Below are 17,953 nucleotides of genomic sequence, written 5' to 3'. Positions count from 1 at the left end.
TCGGCCACTTCGAACAGGTGCGGAGGGCGGTGGCACCGTCCTCCGCCGCTCCGGACGTCCGGAGCTGGCTCGTGCCGTACGGCACGACCGTCGAACCCGGGTTCCGCGTGGTGTGCTTCCCGCACGCCGGTGGCTCGGCCTCGTACTTCGCGTGGCTGCGGGCGGCGGTGCCGCCGCAGGGCGAGCTGCTGTGCGTGCAGTACCCCGGACGGCAGGAGCGCCGCCGCGAGCCGTCGATCGAGCAGGTCCCGACCATGGCCGCCACGGTCGCCGAGGTGCTGGCCGGCGGCCCCCGTACGCCGCTGGTGCTCTTCGGGCACAGCCTGGGAGCCCTGCTCGCCTTCGAGACAGCCCGTGCCCTGGAGGCCGGGGGCAGGCCGGTCGCCGGGCTGATCGCGTCCGGACGCCGCGCGCCCTCGGTGCGGCCTCCGCAGGGCGGGGCCGACCTCAGCACCGAGGAGATCATCGCCGAGATGCGTGTCCTGGGCGGGGTCGACCCCGCTCTGCTGAACGATCCGGACGTCCTGGAGCTGATCCTGCCCGTCCTGCGGGCGGACCACCGGCTGGCCGAGTCCTACGTTCCCGAGCCCGGAGCGGCGGTCTCCTGCCCGCTGACGGTGCTCACCGGGAACAGTGACCCGCGCGTCTCCTGGGCCGACGCGCAGGCGTGGTCGGGACACACCAGCGGCCCCTGCGCCGTCTACGAGGCCGAGGGCGGCCACTTCTTCTTCGAGAGCGACCGCCCCGCCGTCCTCGGCCTGATCAGAGACAGCCTGGACAGCTTGCGACTCACGGGCATGCGCGCCGTACCGCAGCGTTCACTACACGAGGAGCAGTAACGCATGCGTCGTTCACTACGCGCGCTATTCGAGGTCCCACTTCTGCGCGTGCTGTTACCCCTGTCGCTACTCGGCCGCATCCACGTCAGCGGTCTGCCGGTCGCCCTGTCCTTCCTCATCGCCGGGTGGACCGGGGCGTATACCACCGTCGGCCTGGTGAGCGGCGCGATGGCGATCGGGCAGGCGGTGGCGGGGCCAATACGCGGCCGGGTCGCCGACCGCAAGTCCGCGAGCGGTGTCCTGTTCGTCACCGGCGGCACCTACCTCGTAGGACTCGCCGTACTGATCCTTTCGACCATGGTCCTTCCCGGGAAACTCTGGCCGGTCGCCGTCCTGATCGCCTTCCTCACCGGGCTCACGCTGCCCCCCATCTCCCAGATCTCGCGGGCGCTCTGGCCGCGGCTGGCCAAGGGGGAGGCACGGGAGTCGCTGTACACGCTGGAGGCCACCGGCTACGAACTGGTCGCGATGGGCGGTCCGCTGCTGGCATCGGGGATCGTCGTGCTCTCCGGCGGTACGGCGGCGGTCGTGGCGTGCGGCCTGATCGCGGCCGGTGGGGCGCTGATCTTCGGACTGGTGCTGCGGTCGAACGGACTGGACCGGGGAGAGCGCCGCCCGGAGCCCGAGGCCGACGGGGGTGAACAGGTCAAGCAGCGGTCCCTGCTGCGTGACATGGTCTTCCTGCGCGCCGTCCTCGTCTCCCTCTCCCTGATCGCCGCGCTGTTCTCGGTGGACCTCTCGATCGTCGCCTGGGGACGGGACCGCGGCACACCGGGGGTCGCCGGTGCCCTGATCGCCGTGTTCGGGCTGGGATCCGCGCTCGGGGGTCTGCTCTCCATCGGGCGCGGCGGCAAGCGCAGCACCGGCCTGGGGGCCCTCGGACTGGCGGCGGGCATCGGTGTGCTCGCGCTCCTGCTGCCCCCGGTCAGCGACGCGACGCCGGTGTGGCTCCTGGCGGTGATGATGGTCGTCGCCGGAAGCGTCGTCGCGCCGAGCATGGCGGCGAACAACGCCCAGATCGGTGAGCTGGCGCCCGAGGCACGGCGAGCGGAGGCATTCGGCTGGCTGGCCACGGCGATGACCGGCGGTGCCGCGATCATGCTGTCGCTCAGCGGCACACTGCTCGACGTCGTCGGGCCCTCGGCCTCGATCGGCTCGGGCGCGGTCGCCGCCCTGCTCGCGGCGGGACTGGCCTTCAGCCTGCCGAAGCGCGTGGTCGAGCCCGGGGACGAGCCCGAGGCGGAAGCGGCGGCACCGGCCGCGGAGGCGAGCTGACGATGCGCGTCGTCGTACTGGGCATCGCCACCGGCCTCGGCGCCCGGCTGTCCGAGGCGCTGCTCGACCGCGGCCTGACGCCGGTCGGGCTGGTCCGCAAGCCCGAGCAGCAGGAGCGGCTGCGGGCCGAGGGCGTCAAGGCCGTGCTGCTCGACACCGGCAGCGAACAGGTCCGGGACCAGCTGCTCCAGGCGATGAGCGGAGCGGGCGGTGTGGTCCTGGCGGCAGGCACCGGGACCGGACCCGGCTCGCTCGGCGCCGCCACCGCCGCCCAGTCACCGGCCGGGCTGCTGTCCGCGGCGGCGGAGAAGGCCGGGGTGCCCCGCTACGTGATGGTCAGCGCGCTGCAACCGGGCGAGTCCACCAGGAGGGAACTCGGCGCCGACCTCCCGGCCTACCTCGCCGAGAAGGAGAACGCCGAGCGGTCCCTCGGCGGGAGCGCACTGGACTGGTGCGTGCTGCGCCCGGGACCGCTGGACGACTCCGCCGGGTCCGGCCGGGTTCTCCTCCGCACGGGCGGGGATCCCCGCCCGGAGTCCTCGGTCGCCAGGGCCGATGTCGCGGCGACGATCTGTGAACTGCTGATCGCACCGGAACCGGCGCGCGGTCTGCTCGCCGTCTCCGCGGGGACCGTACCGGTACGCCATGCCGTGGCCGCCCTGCGCGGCTCAGCCGTCACCGGCCGGTGACAGCACTGAGCCGTCGGGCCGCACATCGCTGTCCGGCCCGACGGCATCAGGATGGGTACGCGTCCGGGAACGTGTACGTCTCTCAGAGCAGGTAGAAGTCCTTCGGCAGCGCTTCGGCCGCACTGATGTTGTCCCGCGAACGCTGGATCAGGGTGTCATTGGTGTGCTCGCCCACCTGCCCGAGATCGACGTCGAAATGCCGGCGCCGGGCATAGATCCAGCCCTCGATGGCAGCCCGCAGCTTCAGCATGGTGGGCAGGTGCGCGTACTCTCCTTCCGAAGTCGGCGCGGTCTCCAGATAACCGGTCAAAAAAGGTACGTGATCAGTTTCCTCGTCCATGAAGCTGAGCGTGGTCGCGACATCCAGGAGATGCGGGCCGTGCATCACCTCGCCCCAGTCGAGAAGGCCGACCGCGGTACCGTGGAAACGGAATTCGGTGAGCCGGGGATCGCAGTGGATGATGCCGTCGGACATGCCCTTCGGCAGGGCTGCGAAGCCCTCGCGTGTGGCCTGCTGGATCCATTCGAGACCCTCCAGGAACGGTTGCGGTTCGAGTAGCCACTCCATATGCGCCCACACCATGGTCTCCGGCAGCGGCGGCACATTGCTCAGCGATGCGTGAATCCGCCCGAGCGTACGGCCCGCTTGCGCGAGCTCATCCGGATTTCCGGTGTCGGTGGGCCGTCCTTCGAGGTGCTCCAGCAGCCCCCAGCACCACTCCCCGTCCTCGGCGACCACTTCGCCGCCGACCGTACGGCGGGGCGCCCCGGAGGGAACTCCGTGCTGCTCAGCCATTTCGGCCGCCCGGAGACCCGAGGCGAACTTGACGCCGTACGCCTTGGGCACGGCCTTCAGTACCGCGCGATCACCGGGCCGTTCCAGAAGCCAGGTGTGGGAGTTGTAGCCGATCTCCCAAGTCCCTTCCGGCCAGGGAACCACTTCGAAATCTTCGGTGCCCCAGAAACGTAGTGGCAGATCGTCGGCAGCAGGAGCTGGGGGCAGGGGGTCGAAAACGGGCATGCGAATCCATTCGTTGTCGATCGGCTGCTTGGGCGCTCGTTACTTTCGGGAATCGTACACCGGCGTGCCCAACTCGCCCGGCGTGGGGTAACCCATTTCACGGCGTTCCGCGCGGACGCCTGGGCGACTTCAGGAAAAGGGGTCCGGAAACATTTTCTGGGGTGCTTTAGGGGTCGTTCCGATAAGTGATTCGTGGCCTGTGGTGGTCTGGCGGGACAGGCAACGGCCCGCAGCTCTCTCACCGCCCGGCGAGGCCATTTCCCGGCATCGGCAAGTGTCCGTCGGTAATGCGGCCGGCTTCAGGCTCGTCGGGGCAGGTGGATCTGCCGGTCAACCGGGGTTCGGGAGGGTGTCGAGTCGCTCGATCGCGCCTGTGGCGACATCGGTCCAGGGCCGGTGGTGGGTGAATCGCAGGTGCCGGCGGCGGGCGGTGGTGATCGGCTGGGCGGCGGCGGAGAAGAGACGGAGCCGCAGGCGGCGGGGTTCCCAGAGCCGGGGTCGGCCGGTCAGGGCGGGCATCGGCATCCGGCCGGAAGGATCTTCCCCGGATCATGCACCGCCCGGGAACGCCGCCACGGCGCGAGCGCCGCCGGTATCGCCCCGCCCAAACCGGCTTTACGGACGTCCCGACCAGCAGCACACCACCGGCCTGCGACACCACCCCCCGACCGCCGCCCTCAGTACGGACACGCGGAGCGGACCCGATCTTCTTTTATGCGACGAATTGGACTCTGAACAAGTCTCATCGTTGCAGGTCAGGGGCGCTCTTCGTGTTTCTGGTCACCCATCGGACACCCTGCCACGTGAATGCGCGAGGCTAGGGGGCTTTTTGGGGTCGCCTAGGGGTGGTCGGTTAATTACGGCCGAACTTTCAATGGGGCTTACGTAGAGAAAGCGCGCTTGTCGGGGGGCCTGCGACGCCGCTCGCCGCAACCTGGTAGGAGCTACCCAACATGGCTGAGAAAGCCGCTGCTGTCGTGATCGCCGGTGTCGCGTGCCCGGAGGAGCCGGCGCGCAACCCGGCCGCCGCGGCGCTGTGGGCCGCCATCGAGGATGCCGGGATCGTTCCCTCACCCGACCGGCCGGTCACTGTGCCGACCCCGGAGCGGCTCTCCGAACTGGCCGGCGTCCCCGGCGTCCGGGTCGAGCCCCTTCAGGGCGAAGAGCTCTGGACGGCCGTTCGCAAGGCGCTCGCCGGGTCGGAGGAGGCCGTGGTCGCCGTGCACGAGCCCGGCGCGGACGTGGCCGTGGTCCTGACGCACACCGGGGACCCTGAGCGCTACGGCGTGCTGGGCGACGACCCGGTGGCCCGGCTGTCCGCACTGCGGCCGTTGCCGGTGCCCCCCGTCGCCGAATCGCCCCGGCTGAGTCCGCCGCTCCTGCTCTCCGGCCGCACCGAGGCGGGCCTGCGCGACCACGCGGCCCGGCTGGCCGCCCACCTCGCCGCGCACCCCGCGACGGCCCCGGCCGACGTGGCCTTCACCCAGCTGACCTCCCGCACCGTCTGGCCCCGGCGCGTCGCGCTGCCCGGCGCAACGCACGAGGAGCAGCTGGCCGCCCTGCGCGCCATGGCCGCCGGTGAACAGCCCGCCAACGCCGTGCGCGGCACGGTGCCGCGACAGCAGCCCGCGGTCTTCCTCTTCCCCGGCCAGGGCGGCCAGTGGATCGGCATGGGCCGCCAACTGGCCGAGGAGAACGCGCACTTCCGCAGCGAGCTGGACGCCTGCGACCGTGCGCTGCGGCAGTACACCGACGTGCCGCTGCACAGCGTGCTGTCCGGCGAGATACCGATGGACCGCATCGACGTGATCCAGCCCGCGATGTTCGCCGTCATGGTCTCCCTGGCGGGCCTGTGGCGCGCACACGGCGTGCACCCCGCGGCTGTCATCGGACAGAGCCTCGGCGAGATCGCCGCGACCACCGCCGCGGGAGGGCTGTCACTGGACGACGGCGCTCTGCTCGTCACCGCCTTCAGCAAGGCCCAGGCGCTGATTCAGGGCCGGGGCGAGATGGTCGCGGTGGCCCTCTCCGCCGACGAGACCGAGGCACTGCTCGCCGAGTGGGCGCTCGACCTGGAGATCGCGGTCGTCAACGGCCCCCGCACAACGGTCGTCGCGGGCGCCCCGCAGGCCGCCACCGCCCTCACCGGAAAGCTCGCGGAACGCGGCGTCCGCAGCCGGCTCCTCCCCATCGGCATCGCCGCACACTCACGGCAGATCGAGGACATCCGCGACTACATGCTGCGGGAACTCGCCCCGATCCGCCCGCGTACCAGCCAGGTGCCGATGTACGCCTCCGCCGTCGGTGGCCTGGTCGACACCGCCACCCTGGACGCCGCCTACTGGTACCGCAGTCTGCGCGGCACAGCCCGGTTCGACACGGCGATGGAGGAGGCACTGCGCCACGGCCACCGCCTCTTCGCCGAGATGGGCCCGCACCCGGTGCTCACCCCGGGCGCCGAGGACACCGTCGCACACGCCGCTCCCGACGCCGTGGTCCTGGACACCATGCGGCGCGACGAGGCCGGGATCGATCGCCACCTCCAGGCGCTCGCCGAAGCGCACGTGCACGGGGCGGCTCCCGACTGGGCCACCGTCCTCGCCGGTGCGGGCCGCACCGCGCTGCCCGGCTACCGGCTGGAGAGCGACGCCGACGGCACCGGGACGGGTGACGGCGGACTGTACGAGCGGCTGCTGCCGCTGCAGCCCTCCGCGCGGCTCGCCGAACTATGGGAACTGGTGACCCGGCAGCTCACCGAGCTGCCGGGCATCGGCGCGGCCGGCTCCGTCCGCGCCGGGCAGGACTTCCGCTCGCTCGGTGTGGACTCGCTCGGCGCCCTCGCGCTGCGCAACCGCGTCAACGAGGCGACCGGGCTGCGGCTGCCCACGAGCACCGTGTTCGACCACCCCACCCCGGAGGCCCTGGCGGAGGAGATCTGCCACCGCCTCTTCGGCGAAGGCGAAGCACTCCCCGACACCCCCCGCGTCGTGCCCGCCGACCCGGACGACCCGATCGCGATCATCGGCATGGCCTGCCGCCTGCCCGGCGGCGCGGACTCGCCCGAACGCCTCTGGGAACTCCTGGAGGAGGGCCGCGACGCCATCGCCGGGTTCCCCTCCGACCGGGGCTGGGACCTGGAAGCCCTCTACGACACCGACGCCGGCCGGCCTGGCACCTTCTACCAGCGCGAGGCGGGGCTTCTCGACGGCATCGACCGGTTCGACGCCAAGTTCTTCGGTATCTCGCCGCGCGAGGCGCTGGCGATGGACCCGCAGCAGCGGCTGCTGCTGGAGAGCAGCTGGGAGGCGCTGGAGCGGGCCGGGATCGACCCGGACACGCTGCGCGGCTCCCGTACCGGTGTGTTCACCGGCGTGATGAACCTGCCCTACGGCCAGCCCTTGCACCAGGCCCGCCCCGACCTGGAGGGTTATGTGCTGACCGGCACCACCTCCAGCGTGGTCTCCGGCAGACTCTCCTACCTGCTCGGCCTGGAGGGCCCCGCCGTCAGCGTCGACACGGCCTGCTCCTCGTCGCTGGTCGCACTGCACCTGGCCTGCCAGGCGCTGCGTCAGGGCGAGTGCGACCTGGCGTTCGCCTCCGGCGCCACCGTCATGGCCGAGCCGGGCATGTTCATCGAGTTCAGCAGGCAGCGCGCACTGGCCCCGGACGGACGCTCCAAGGCGTTCTCGGCCGATGCCGACGGCTTCGGCATGTCCGAGGGCGTGGGCGTGCTGCTGGTGGAGCGGCTTTCGGAGGCCCGCCGTAAGGGGCACCGGGTGCTGGCGGTGGTACGGGGCTCGGCGGTCAACCAGGACGGCGCGTCCAACGGGCTCACCGCGCCCAACGGCCCGTCGCAGCAGCGGGTCATCCGTCAGGCGCTCGCCGCGGCCGGTCTGTCGGCGGGCGATGTCGACGCGGTCGAGGCGCATGGCACCGGGACCCGGCTCGGCGATCCGATCGAGGCGCAGGCGCTGCTGGCGACCTACGGCCGTGACCGTGAGGCGGAGCGTCCGCTGTGGCTGGGCTCGCTGAAGTCCAACATCGGCCACGCGCAGGCCGCCGCCGGTGTCGCCGGTGTGATCAAGATGGTGATGGCGCTCCGGAACGGAAGTCTGCCGCGGAGCCTGTATGCCGACCGGCCCAGCGAGGACATCGACTGGGGTGGTGGTGAGGTGCGTCTGTTGTCTTCTGCTCGTTCGTGGGTGGCGGAGGGGCGTCCGCGGCGTGCGGGTGTGTCTTCGTTCGGTATCAGTGGGACGAATGCGCATGTGATCTTGGAGGAGGCTCCTGTGGTGGAGCCGGCTGCTGAGGCTGTGGTGGTGGAGGGGCCGGTGCCGTTGGTGTTGTCGGGGCGGTCCGGGGAGGCGGTGCGGGATCAGGCTGCGGCGTTGGCCGGGTTCTTGCGTGAGTGTCCTGGGGTGCCGTTGGCGGATGTGGCGTGGTCGTTGGTGTCGGCGCGGTCGTTGTTCGAGGTGCGGGCCGTGGTGCCGGTGTCGGATCGTGCGGGTGCGGTGGAGGCGTTGTCGGGTGTGGTGCCGGTGGTGGCGGGGGAGGGGCGTGTGGCTGCGGTCTTCTCGGGCCAGGGTTCCCAGTGTCCGGGGATGGGGCGGGAGTTGGCCGGGCGTTTCGCGGTGTTCGCGCGGGTGCTGGACGAGGTGTGTGCGGTGGTGGACCCGTTGCTGGGCCGGTCGCTGCGTGAGGTGATGTGGGAGGAGTCGGCGGAGGTGTTGGAGCGTACTGAGTACGCGCAGCCTGCGTTGTTCGCGTATCAGGTGGCGTTGTCGCGGTTGTGGGAGTCCTTTGGGGTGGTGTTCGGTTCGGTTGCCGGGCATTCGGTGGGGGAGGTCGCTGCTGCTGTGGTGGCGGGTGTGCTGAGTTTGGAGGATGCGGCTCGTCTGGTGGTGGCGCGTGGCCGGTTGATGCAGGAGTTGCCGGAGGGTGGCTCGATGGTGGCGGTGGAGGCGTCCGAGGACGAGGTCCTGCCGCTGCTGCCCAGGACGGGCACGGTCGTGGTCGCCGCGGTCAACGCCGCGGACGCCGTGGTCCTCTCCGGCGAGGACAGGGCCGTGCGGCGGGTCGTCAAAAAGCTGAAGGACCGGGGGCGGCGCACGACCCGGTTGCGGGTCAGTCACGCCTTCCATTCCCCGTTGATGGAACCGATGCTGGCGGAGTTCCGTACGGTGCTCGGGGAGTTGTCGTTCGCGGCGCCGCGGGTGGCGGTGAGTGCGGCGGCGGAGAGCGGTCACGCCTTCGCGTCGGTGGAGTACTGGGTCGATCATGCGCGGCATGCGGTGCGGTTCGCCGATGCGGTCGCCGGGCTGGGTACGGCGGATGTGCTGGTCGAGATCGGTCCCGACGCCGTACTGGCCCCGATGCTGGCGGACCGTACGGTCCTGCCCAGCGCACGGCGCGCCCAGGACGAGGTGCCCGCCCTGCTGCACGCGGTGGGACAGGCCCACGCCCACGGCGCCCCCGTGGACTGGTCCTCGCTCCTCGCACCCCGCCCGTACGTACCCCTGCCCACCTACCCCTTCCAGCGCGAGTCGTTCTGGCTCAGGTCGCGGCCCGCCGCCCGCACCGGCACGGACGCGCTCGAACACCCGCTGCTGACAGAGGCGTTGGACCTCCCCGGTACCGCCGGTGTCCTGCTCTCGGGGTGGCTCTCGCCCAGCTCCGACCAGTGGCTCGCCGACCACGCCGTCGACAGCACCGTGCTGTTCCCCGGCACCGGCTTCCTGGAACTGGCCCTGCGCGCCGCCCGGCACACCGGTGCCACCGGCGTCGCCGACCTGGTGCTGCACACCACGCTGGCGTTGTCCCCGGCCGGGGCCGAGATCCAGGTGTGGACCGCCCCGGACAGCGGCGAACTGGAGATCCGCGCCCGCAGCGGTGGCGGTGACTGGGTCACCCACGCGACCGGTACCCTCTCCGGGGAGCCCGCGCCGCACGGCTGGAGCCCCGGCCAGTGGCCGCCCGCCGACGCCGAACCGGTCCCGCTCGACGGGCTGTACGAGGGCCTCGCCGACCGCGGCTACCGCTACGGGCCCGCCTTCCGCGGTCTGCGCGCCGTCTGGCGTCGCGGTGAGGAGACCTACGCCGAGGTGCGGCTGGACCCTGCCGTGCACGGCACCTCCTTCGACCTGCACCCCGCCCTGCTGGACAGCGCGCTCCACGCATTGCTGCTGACCAGCGGCGACCGAGTCCTGCTGCCCTTCTCCTTCACCGGCACCGCCGCGTCACCGCGGCACACCGACACCCTCCGGGTACGGCTGACCGGCGGCCACGGCACCGTACGGCTGGACGCCGCCACTCCGGCCGGAGAGCCGGTGCTCACCGTCGCGTCACTGACCCTGCGGGAAGCCGCCGGAGCGGCGTCCGCCGGAACCCTGCTCGTCCCCGCTCTGGTTCCGGCCGAACTGCCCGGGGGCGGGCAGGCCGCCGGCACCGGGACGGTCCTCCTGCGTCCCGAGATGCCGGCCACCGGCGACGCGGCGGCCGACACACGCACCGCCGTCGCACAGGTCCTCACCCGGCTGCGGGAGTGGATCGACACCGGAATCGACCGCCTGGCACTGGTGACCGCTACGGGGGATCCGGCCGGAGCCGCACTCGGCGGGCTCCTGCGGGCCGCACGGGCCGAGCACCCGGACCGCTTCGGGCTGGTGGAGAGCGACGGCAGCCAGGCGTCCGAGGCCGTCCTGGAGCGCGCCCTGCCCCTGCTGTCCGACGAGCCGCACCTCGTGCTCCGCGACGGCGAGGTCCTGCTGCCCCGCATGGAGCGCGCCGGGGCACCGCTCACGGCCCCCGACGGCCCGTGGCGCCTGGACGTCGACGACGCCCGCACCCGTGAAATGGCCCTGCTCCCCGACCCTGCTGCGGACCGGCCCCTGCGCCCCGGAGAGGTCCGTATCGCGGTACGCGCCGCGGGCGTCAACTTCCGCGACGTGCTGATCAGGCTCGGTGCCTACCCCGGCGAGGCCGTGCTGGGCAGCGAGGTGGCCGGAGTGGTCACCGAGGCCGCCCCGGACATCACCGACCTGCGCCCCGGCGACCGGGTCACCGGCATGTGCTCCGGCGGGTTCACCCCCGTCGCCGTCGTCGACCGGCGCCTGCTCGCCCCCGTCCCCGACCACTGGACCTTCGCCGAGGCCGCGGCCGTACCGATCGCCTTTCTCACTGCCTGGTACGGGCTGGCCGAAGTCGCCGCCCTGCGACCCGGCGAGAAGATCCTCGTGCACTCGGGCGCGGGCGGCGTCGGCATGGCCGCCGTACAGATCGCCCGGCACCTGGGCGCCGAGGTGTTCGCCACCGCGTCCCCGGGCAAGTGGGACGCGCTGCGCGCCCTCGGCCTGGACGACGCCCACATCGCCTCCTCCCGCGACCTCGCCTTCGCCGACACCTTCGGGCCCGTGGACGTAGTGCTCAACGCGCTGGCCCGGGAGTTCACCGATGCCTCCCTCGGCCTGCTGGCCGACGGCGGACGCTTCGTCGAGATGGGCAAGGCCGACCTGCGCGACCCCGGGCAGGTCGCCGCCGACCACCCGGGCACCCGCTACCTGCCGTTCGACCTCTACGAGGTCGACGCGGACCTGATCGCCGCCATGAACCAGCGGCTGACCGCCCTGTTCGGCTCCGGCGAGCTGAAACTGCCGCCCGTCACCGCCTGGGACCTGCGCCGCGCCTCCGAGGCATTCCGGCACATGGAGCAGGCACGGCACACCGGCAAGGTCGTGCTCACCCTGCCCGCACCCCTCGACCCCGAGGGCACCGTACTGATCACCGGCGGCACCGGAGGCCTGGGCGCGCTGCTCGCCCGGCACCTGGTCACGGAGCACGGCATACGGCATCTGGTGCTGCTCAGCCGCCGCGGCTCGGAGCACCCGGAGGCCGAGGCGGTCTGCGCCGGCCTCACCGGGCTCGGCGCCCACGTCACCGTCGCGGCCTGTGACGCCGCCGACCGCGACCAGCTGAGCGAAGTCCTCGCGGGCATCGGGGCCGACCACCCGCTCACCGCAGTCGTGCACGCGGCCGGAGTCGTCGACGACGCCCTGCTGGACTCGCTCACCCCTCAGCGCGCCGACGCGGTCCTCGCGCCCAAAGTGGCAGCCGCCGTTCATCTGGACGAGCTGACACGCGGCTCGGACCTGGCCGCGTTCGTGCTGTTCTCCTCCGTCTCCGCGCAGCTCGGCGTCCCCGGCCAGGCGGCCTACGGCGCGGCCAACGCCTACCTCGACGCACTGGCCGTACGCCGTCACCGCGCCGGATTCCCCGCCACCTCCCTGGCCTGGGGCCTGTGGGACCAGAGCACCGGCATGACCGCCGGACTCGACGACGCCGCCCGGCAGCGCTGGGCCCGGCGAGGCATCGCCCCGCTGTCCGCCGAAACCGGCCTGGAACTGTTCGAACGGGCCCTCGGCCTCGGGCAGCCCGTGACCGCGCCGCTGGCCTTCGACGCGGCCTCCCTGCGCCGCCAGCCGGCCGTACCCGCCGTGCTGCGCTCCCTGGTTCGTACGGCACCCGCTGCGCGGCGTACCGCCACCGTGGCCGCGGCCCCCGTCGCGGTCACCCCCGAGGCGCTGCTCGACCTGGTCCTGACGCACGCCGCGGCTGTCCAGGGCTACGCCGACGCCACCGCCGTCGACCCGCGCCGCGCGTTCTCCGACGCCGGGTTCGACTCCATGACCGTGCTCGAGCTGCGGCAGCGCCTCAGTGCCGCCGTGGAGCGCCCGCTGCCCAGCACCCTGCTCTTCGACCACCCCACGCCCGCGGCCGTCGCCGACCATCTGGCCGGGCTGCTCCTCGGCGAGAACACGCGGCGGGAGCCCGCCGCCCCCGCCGCCCCCGCGGCAGCGGCCGCCGGCGCGGGCGAGCCGCTGGCGATCGTCGGCATGGGCTGCCGCTTCCCCGGCGGGGTCTCCTCGCCCGAGGAGCTGTGGCAGCTGGTCGCCGACGGCCGGGACGCCATCAGCGGCTTCCCCGACGACCGCGGCTGGGACCTCGGCGCGCTGCGCGAGGGCAGCACCGCCTCCGACAGCCACCAGGGCGGCTTCCTCACCGGGGCCGGAGCCTTCGACGCCGGGTTCTTCGGGATCTCGCCGCGTGAGGCGCTGGCGATGGACCCGCAGCAGCGGCTGCTGCTGGAGAGCAGCTGGGAGGCGCTGGAGCGGGCCGGAATCGACCCGGAGACGCTGCGCTCCACCCGCACCGGCGTGTTCACCGGCGCGGTCGCGCAGGAGTACGGCCCGCGGCTCTACGAGTCCAGCTCCGCCGCCGACGGCCACGCCCTCACCGGCACGACATCCAGCGTCACCTCCGGCCGTACCGCCTACGTCCTCGGCCTGGAGGGCCCGGCCGTCACCGTTGACACGGCCTGCTCCTCGTCGCTGGTCGCACTGCACCTCGCCGGCCAGTCCCTGAGGCAGGGCGAGACCGACCTGGCCCTGGTCAGCGGAGCCACCGTGATGGCCTCACCGGGCATGTTCGTGGAGTTCAGCCGCCAGGGCGGACTCGCCACGGACGGCCGCTGCCGGTCCTTCTCCTCCGAGGCCGACGGCACCGGATGGTCCGAGGGCGTGGGCGTCCTGGTCGTCGAGCGGCTCTCGGACGCGCGCCGTAAGGGGCACCGGGTGCTGGCGGTGGTACGGGGTTCCGCGGTCAACCAGGACGGCGCGTCCAACGGGCTCACCGCGCCCAACGGTCCGTCGCAGCAGCGGGTCATCCGTCAGGCGCTCGCCGCGGCCGGTCTGTCGGCGGGCGAGGTCGACGCGGTGGAGGCGCATGGCACCGGGACCCGGCTCGGTGACCCGATCGAGGCGCAGGCGCTGCTCGCGACCTACGGCCGGGAGCACGACCCCGAGCGCCCGCTGTGGCTGGGCTCGCTGAAGTCCAACATCGGCCACACGCAGGCCGCCGCAGGTGTCGCCGGTGTGATCAAGATGGTGATGGCGCTGCGCAACGGAGTACTGCCGCGCAGCCTGTACGCCGACCAGCCCACGGGCGAGGTCGACTGGAGCTCCGGCACGGTGGCGCTGCTGGACCAGGAGCGCGCCTGGGACAGCGAAGGCCGTCCGCGCCGTGCAGCCGTGTCCTCCTTCGGTATCAGCGGCACCAACGCGCACGTCATCGTGGAAGAGGCCCCGGCCCCCGAACCCGCCGCCGACAGCGCCGCCGAAGAGGGGCCGGTGCCGCTGGTCCTCTCGGGACGCACCGGACAGGCCGTGCGGGACCAGGCGGCGGCCCTGCGCGTCTTCCTGGCGCAGCACCCCGAGGTGCCCCTCGCCGACGTGGCCTCGACGCTCGCCCGCGGGCGCTCGCACTTCTCCCACCGCACCGGCGTCGCCGGAGACCGCGGGGAACTGACGGACGCCCTGCGCGAGCCGGTGGTGACCGCGGACGGCACCGGCCGCGTCACCGCAGTCTTCTCGGGCCAGGGCTCCCAGCGCCCCGGCATGGGCCGGGAGTTGGCCGGACGTTTCCCGGTGTTCGCGCAGGCGCTGGACGAGGTGTGCGCGGTGGTCGACCCGCTGCTGGGCCGGTCGCTGCGCGAGGTGATGTGGGACGAGCCCGCGCAGGTGCTGGAGCGCACCGAGTACGCCCAGCCCGCGCTCTTCGCCCACCAGGTCGCACTGTCCCGGCTCTGGCAGGCCGCGGGGATCACCTTCGACGCTGTCGCGGGACACTCGGTCGGCGAGATCGCCGCCGCCGTGGCGGCCGGTGTGCTCGGCCTGGAGGACGCCGCCCGCCTGGTGGTGACCCGAGGCCGCCTGATGCAGGCGCTGCCGGAGGGCGGCGCGATGGCGGCCATCGCCGCCACCGAGGACGAGGTCGCCCCGACCCTGCCGGAGGGCACGGCCGTCGCCGCCGTCAACGGCCCCCGCGCACTGGTGGTCTCCGGCCCCGAAGCCGACGTCGCCGCCGTCGCGGACCACTGGCGCGGCCAGGGGCGGCGCACCACACCGCTGCGGGTCAGTCACGCCTTCCACTCCCCGCTGATGGAACCGGTGCTCGACGACTTCACCGCCCTGCTGGAGACGCTCGACCTCCGGCCGCCCACCCTGCCGATGTTCACCTCCGCCGGTACTCCGCACGCCGTGGACACCACCGCCTACTGGGCCCGGCACGTCTGCGCCACCGTCCGGTTCGCCGACGCCGTCGAGCGGCTGCCCGAAGCGGACCTCACCGTGGAGATCGGCCCGGACGCCGCTTTGCTGCCGCACCTGGACGGCCGTACCGCGCTGCCCAGCGCCCGCCGCGACCGGGCGGAGACCACCACCTGGCTCACCGCCGTCGCACGGGCACACGCCCACGGCGCCCCGGTGGACTGGACCGCGCTCCTGCCCACCAGGCCCACCGCCGACCTGCCCACCTACCCCTTCCAGCGCGAGTCCTACTGGCTCGCCACTCCCGCCGTCTCCGGTGACGCCCCCGGCTCCGACCGCTGGCCGCACCCGATGCTGTCCTCCCGCAGCGAACTGCCCGGGGACGGCGGGCTGCTGCTCACCGGACGGCTGGCCCCGGGCAGCGACCCCTGGCTGCGCGACCACGCCGTCATGGGCACCGTGCTGCTGCCCGGCACCGGATTCGTCGAACTGGCCACCGAGGCCGCCCGCGCGGCGGGTGCCGGAGGCGTCACCGAACTCGTGCTCCAGGCCCCCCTGGTCTTTCCCGGCGGCCGTCCGAGGGACGTCCAGGTGTGGGTGGCCGCGGACGGCGGCGGCGAGCGGGAACTGCACATCCGCTCCCGCGGCGCCGACGGCGAGTGGGTCCTGCACGGCTCCGGCAGCGTCGGCCCCCGCACCACCGACGATGACGCCTTCACCTCCGACTGGACCGGCGCACAGTGGCCCCCGGCCGGCGCGGTGCCCGTACCGGTGGACACGCTCTACCCCGACCTGGCCGAACGCGGCTACGAGTACGGCCCGGTGTTCCAGGGCGTACGCGGGGTCTGGGAGCGCGGCGATGAGGTGTTCGCCGAGATCGCCTTGCCCGACGGGCAGCCCACCGGCTTCGGCCTGCACCCCGCCCTGCTGGACGCCGCACTGCACGCCCTGCCGCTGACTGGCCGCGGCTACGAGGCCGACGAGGTACGGCTGCCGTTCTCCTTCTCCGGCGTCCTGCCGCTGTCCCCCGACGCCCGCGGGCTGCGGGTACGGCTGCGGGCCGGCGAGGAGTCCGTCGCCGTGCACGCCACCGACGCCTCCGGCACCCCCGCCATCGCGGTGGACGCACTCGTGCTGCGCCCTGTGGACCGGGCACAGCTCGACGCGGTGGGCGCCGACCGGAGCGGCCGCTACACCGTCACCTGGGAGCGGCTCCCCGACCCGGCCGAGGTGGCCGCGGTACCGGGCCGCTGGCTGCTGCTCGGCACCGGGCACCTGTCCGGGCTCTTCGAACAGAGCACCACCGCACCGCAGTCGGCCGGAGCGCTGGACGGCGTGCTGTGCACGGCCGCCGGCGCCGGGGAACTCCTGGAGACCCTGACCCTGCTGCGGAAGCAGAGCATCCAGGCACCGGTGTGGTGCGTCACCAGCGGCGCGGCCGCCGTCGGCACCGACGATCCGGAAGCGGACACCGGAGCCGCCGCGGCCTGGGGCCTGGGCCGCGTCGCCGCACTGGAGACGCCCGTCACCTGGGGCGGTCTGGTGGACCTGCCCGCCCGGCTCGACGACCCCGCCCGGAACCTGCTGGCCGCGCTGCTCGCCGGGGACGGCGCCGAGGACCAGCTCGCCATCCGCGACGCCGGGGTGTGGGCCCGCAGGGTCGTGCCGGCACAGGCCCTCCCGGCACCCGTACCGGACGCCTCCGCGCCCGACGCCGCCGCACCGCTGACCGGCACCGTGCTGATCACCGGCGGTACCGGGGCGCTGGGCGGCCACGTCGCCCGTCGGCTCGCCGCCCGCGGCGACTGCTCGCTGCTCCTGCTCTCCCGGAGCGGCCCCGAGGCGCCCGGCGCGGCCGGACTCATCGCCGAACTCGCCGCCACCGGGACCGAGGTCCGCGTGCTGGCCGCCGACGTCGCCGACCGCGAGGCCATGGCCACGCTCCTGGAGGACCTGCGCGCGGGGGGCACCGTGGTCGACGCGGTGGTGCACACCGCCGGAGTGGTGCGCGACATACCGATCGAGAAGAGCGACCCGCGGCAGCTCGCCGAGGAGATGACCGGCAAGGTCACCGGAGCCCTCGTCCTCGACGAACTCCTGCCGGATCTGAACGCGTTCGTACTGTTCTCCTCCATTTCCGGTGTCTGGGGTGCCGCGGGCCAGGCCGGTTACGCGGCGGGCAACGCCGCTCTCGACGCCCTGGCCCGCCGCCGCCGGGCAACCGGCCGGGCCGCGGTCGCCGTCGCCTGGGGCCCGTGGTCGGGCGGCGGCATGGTCGAACAGCCCGGCGTGGAGCGCGACCTGCGCCGCCGCGGGCTGGTACCGCTGGCCGTGGACGCCGCGCTCGACGCCCTCGACGAGGCCGTCACCTCGGGCACCGACCTGGTGGTCGCCGACGTCGTCTGGTCACGGTTCCTGCCCGCGTTCACCGCCTCCCGGCCCAGCCCGCTGCTGTCCCGGTTCGCCCCCAGGGTCCCGCAGCAGTCCGCGGCCCCCTCCGGCGGCGAACCCCTGGCGCGGCGGCTGGCCGCACTGTCCGAGGCCGACCGCGGCACATTCCTCCTCGACCTGGTACGGGCCACCGTCGCCGGGGTCCTGGGCCACGGCGAGGCCGACGGTATCGCCCCCGATCGGGCGCTGAAGGATCTGGGCTTCGACTCGCTGATGTCCGTCGAACTGCGCAACCGGCTCTCCGAGGCCACCGGCGTCCGGCTGTCGGCCACGCTCGTGTTCGACCACCCGACCCCGTCGGCGCTCGCCGAGCACCTGCGTGGCGAGGTCACCGTGGACGACGCACGGCCCGGCACCGGCTCCGCGCTGGACGACTTCGACCGGATGGAGAAGACGGCGCTGTCCGTGTTCACCAGCCCGGCCGTCCGCACGGCCCTGGCCTCCCGGCTCGGCACGCTGCTCGACCGGCTGTCCGAGATGGACGCCCGCCCCGTGTCCGAGGCGTCCAACCTGGAGACCGCGGATGCCGACGAGCTGATGCGCTTCATCGACGAGCTCGGCGACCTGTGATCCCCGCCC

5 protein-coding genes and 2 pseudogenes are annotated in these 17,953 nt (G+C 73.3%); 4 read left to right on the top strand and 3 right to left on the bottom strand.

Annotated features, from left to right (window positions below; translation table 11 throughout):
* Window positions 1–29 precede the first annotated feature (29 nt).
* Genes AS97_RS09485 through AS97_RS09475 form a run of 3 tightly spaced genes read left to right on the top strand, consistent with a single transcriptional unit; the run spans window position 30 to window position 2,803 of the window.
* Window positions 30–839, top strand: a complete 810-nt coding sequence (locus tag AS97_RS09485) for an alpha/beta fold hydrolase (RefSeq protein WP_210564693.1) — start codon at window positions 30–32, stop codon at window positions 837–839.
* 48 nt (window positions 840–887) lie between these two features.
* The gene (locus AS97_RS09480) at window positions 888–2,114 is read left to right on the top strand and encodes an MFS transporter (protein WP_059147543.1); all 1,227 of its coding nucleotides are present in this window, start codon (window positions 888–890) and stop codon (window positions 2,112–2,114) included.
* A 2-nt stretch (window positions 2,115–2,116) separates the two neighbouring features.
* Window positions 2,117–2,803 (top strand): NAD(P)H-binding protein, encoded by a 687-nt coding sequence (locus AS97_RS09475; RefSeq protein ID WP_059147544.1) that lies wholly within the window; start codon window positions 2,117–2,119, stop codon window positions 2,801–2,803.
* A gap of 82 nt (window positions 2,804–2,885) precedes the next feature.
* Here the strand turns inward: AS97_RS09475 and AS97_RS09470 are convergent, their stop codons facing one another.
* From AS97_RS09470 to AS97_RS47120, 3 genes and pseudogenes are all read right to left on the bottom strand, one after another.
* Complete coding sequence (locus AS97_RS09470; protein ID WP_059147545.1) at window positions 2,886–3,824, bottom strand: phosphotransferase; 939 nt, start codon at window positions 3,822–3,824, stop codon at window positions 2,886–2,888.
* Window positions 3,825–4,154: 330 nt separating this feature from the next.
* A pseudogene (locus AS97_RS09465) lies at window positions 4,155–4,349 on the bottom strand (IS1380 family transposase); the annotation flags it as partial.
* An 11-nt stretch (window positions 4,350–4,360) separates the two neighbouring features.
* Window positions 4,361–4,530, bottom strand: a pseudogene (locus AS97_RS47120) (IS1380 family transposase); the annotation flags it as partial.
* A gap of 247 nt (window positions 4,531–4,777) precedes the next feature.
* Here AS97_RS47120 and AS97_RS09460 point away from each other — a divergent pair.
* On the top strand, window positions 4,778–17,944 hold the full coding sequence (locus tag AS97_RS09460) for a type I polyketide synthase (protein WP_210564692.1): 13,167 nt from the start codon (window positions 4,778–4,780) through the stop codon (window positions 17,942–17,944).
* Window positions 17,945–17,953 lie beyond the last annotated feature (9 nt).

Source organism: Streptomyces sp. AgN23 (assembly GCF_001598115.1).
Taxonomy (GTDB): domain Bacteria; phylum Actinomycetota; class Actinomycetes; order Streptomycetales; family Streptomycetaceae; genus Streptomyces; species Streptomyces antimycoticus.
Note: the sequence above shows the minus strand (reverse complement) of the source record. Positions and strands in the feature narration are given on the sequence as shown.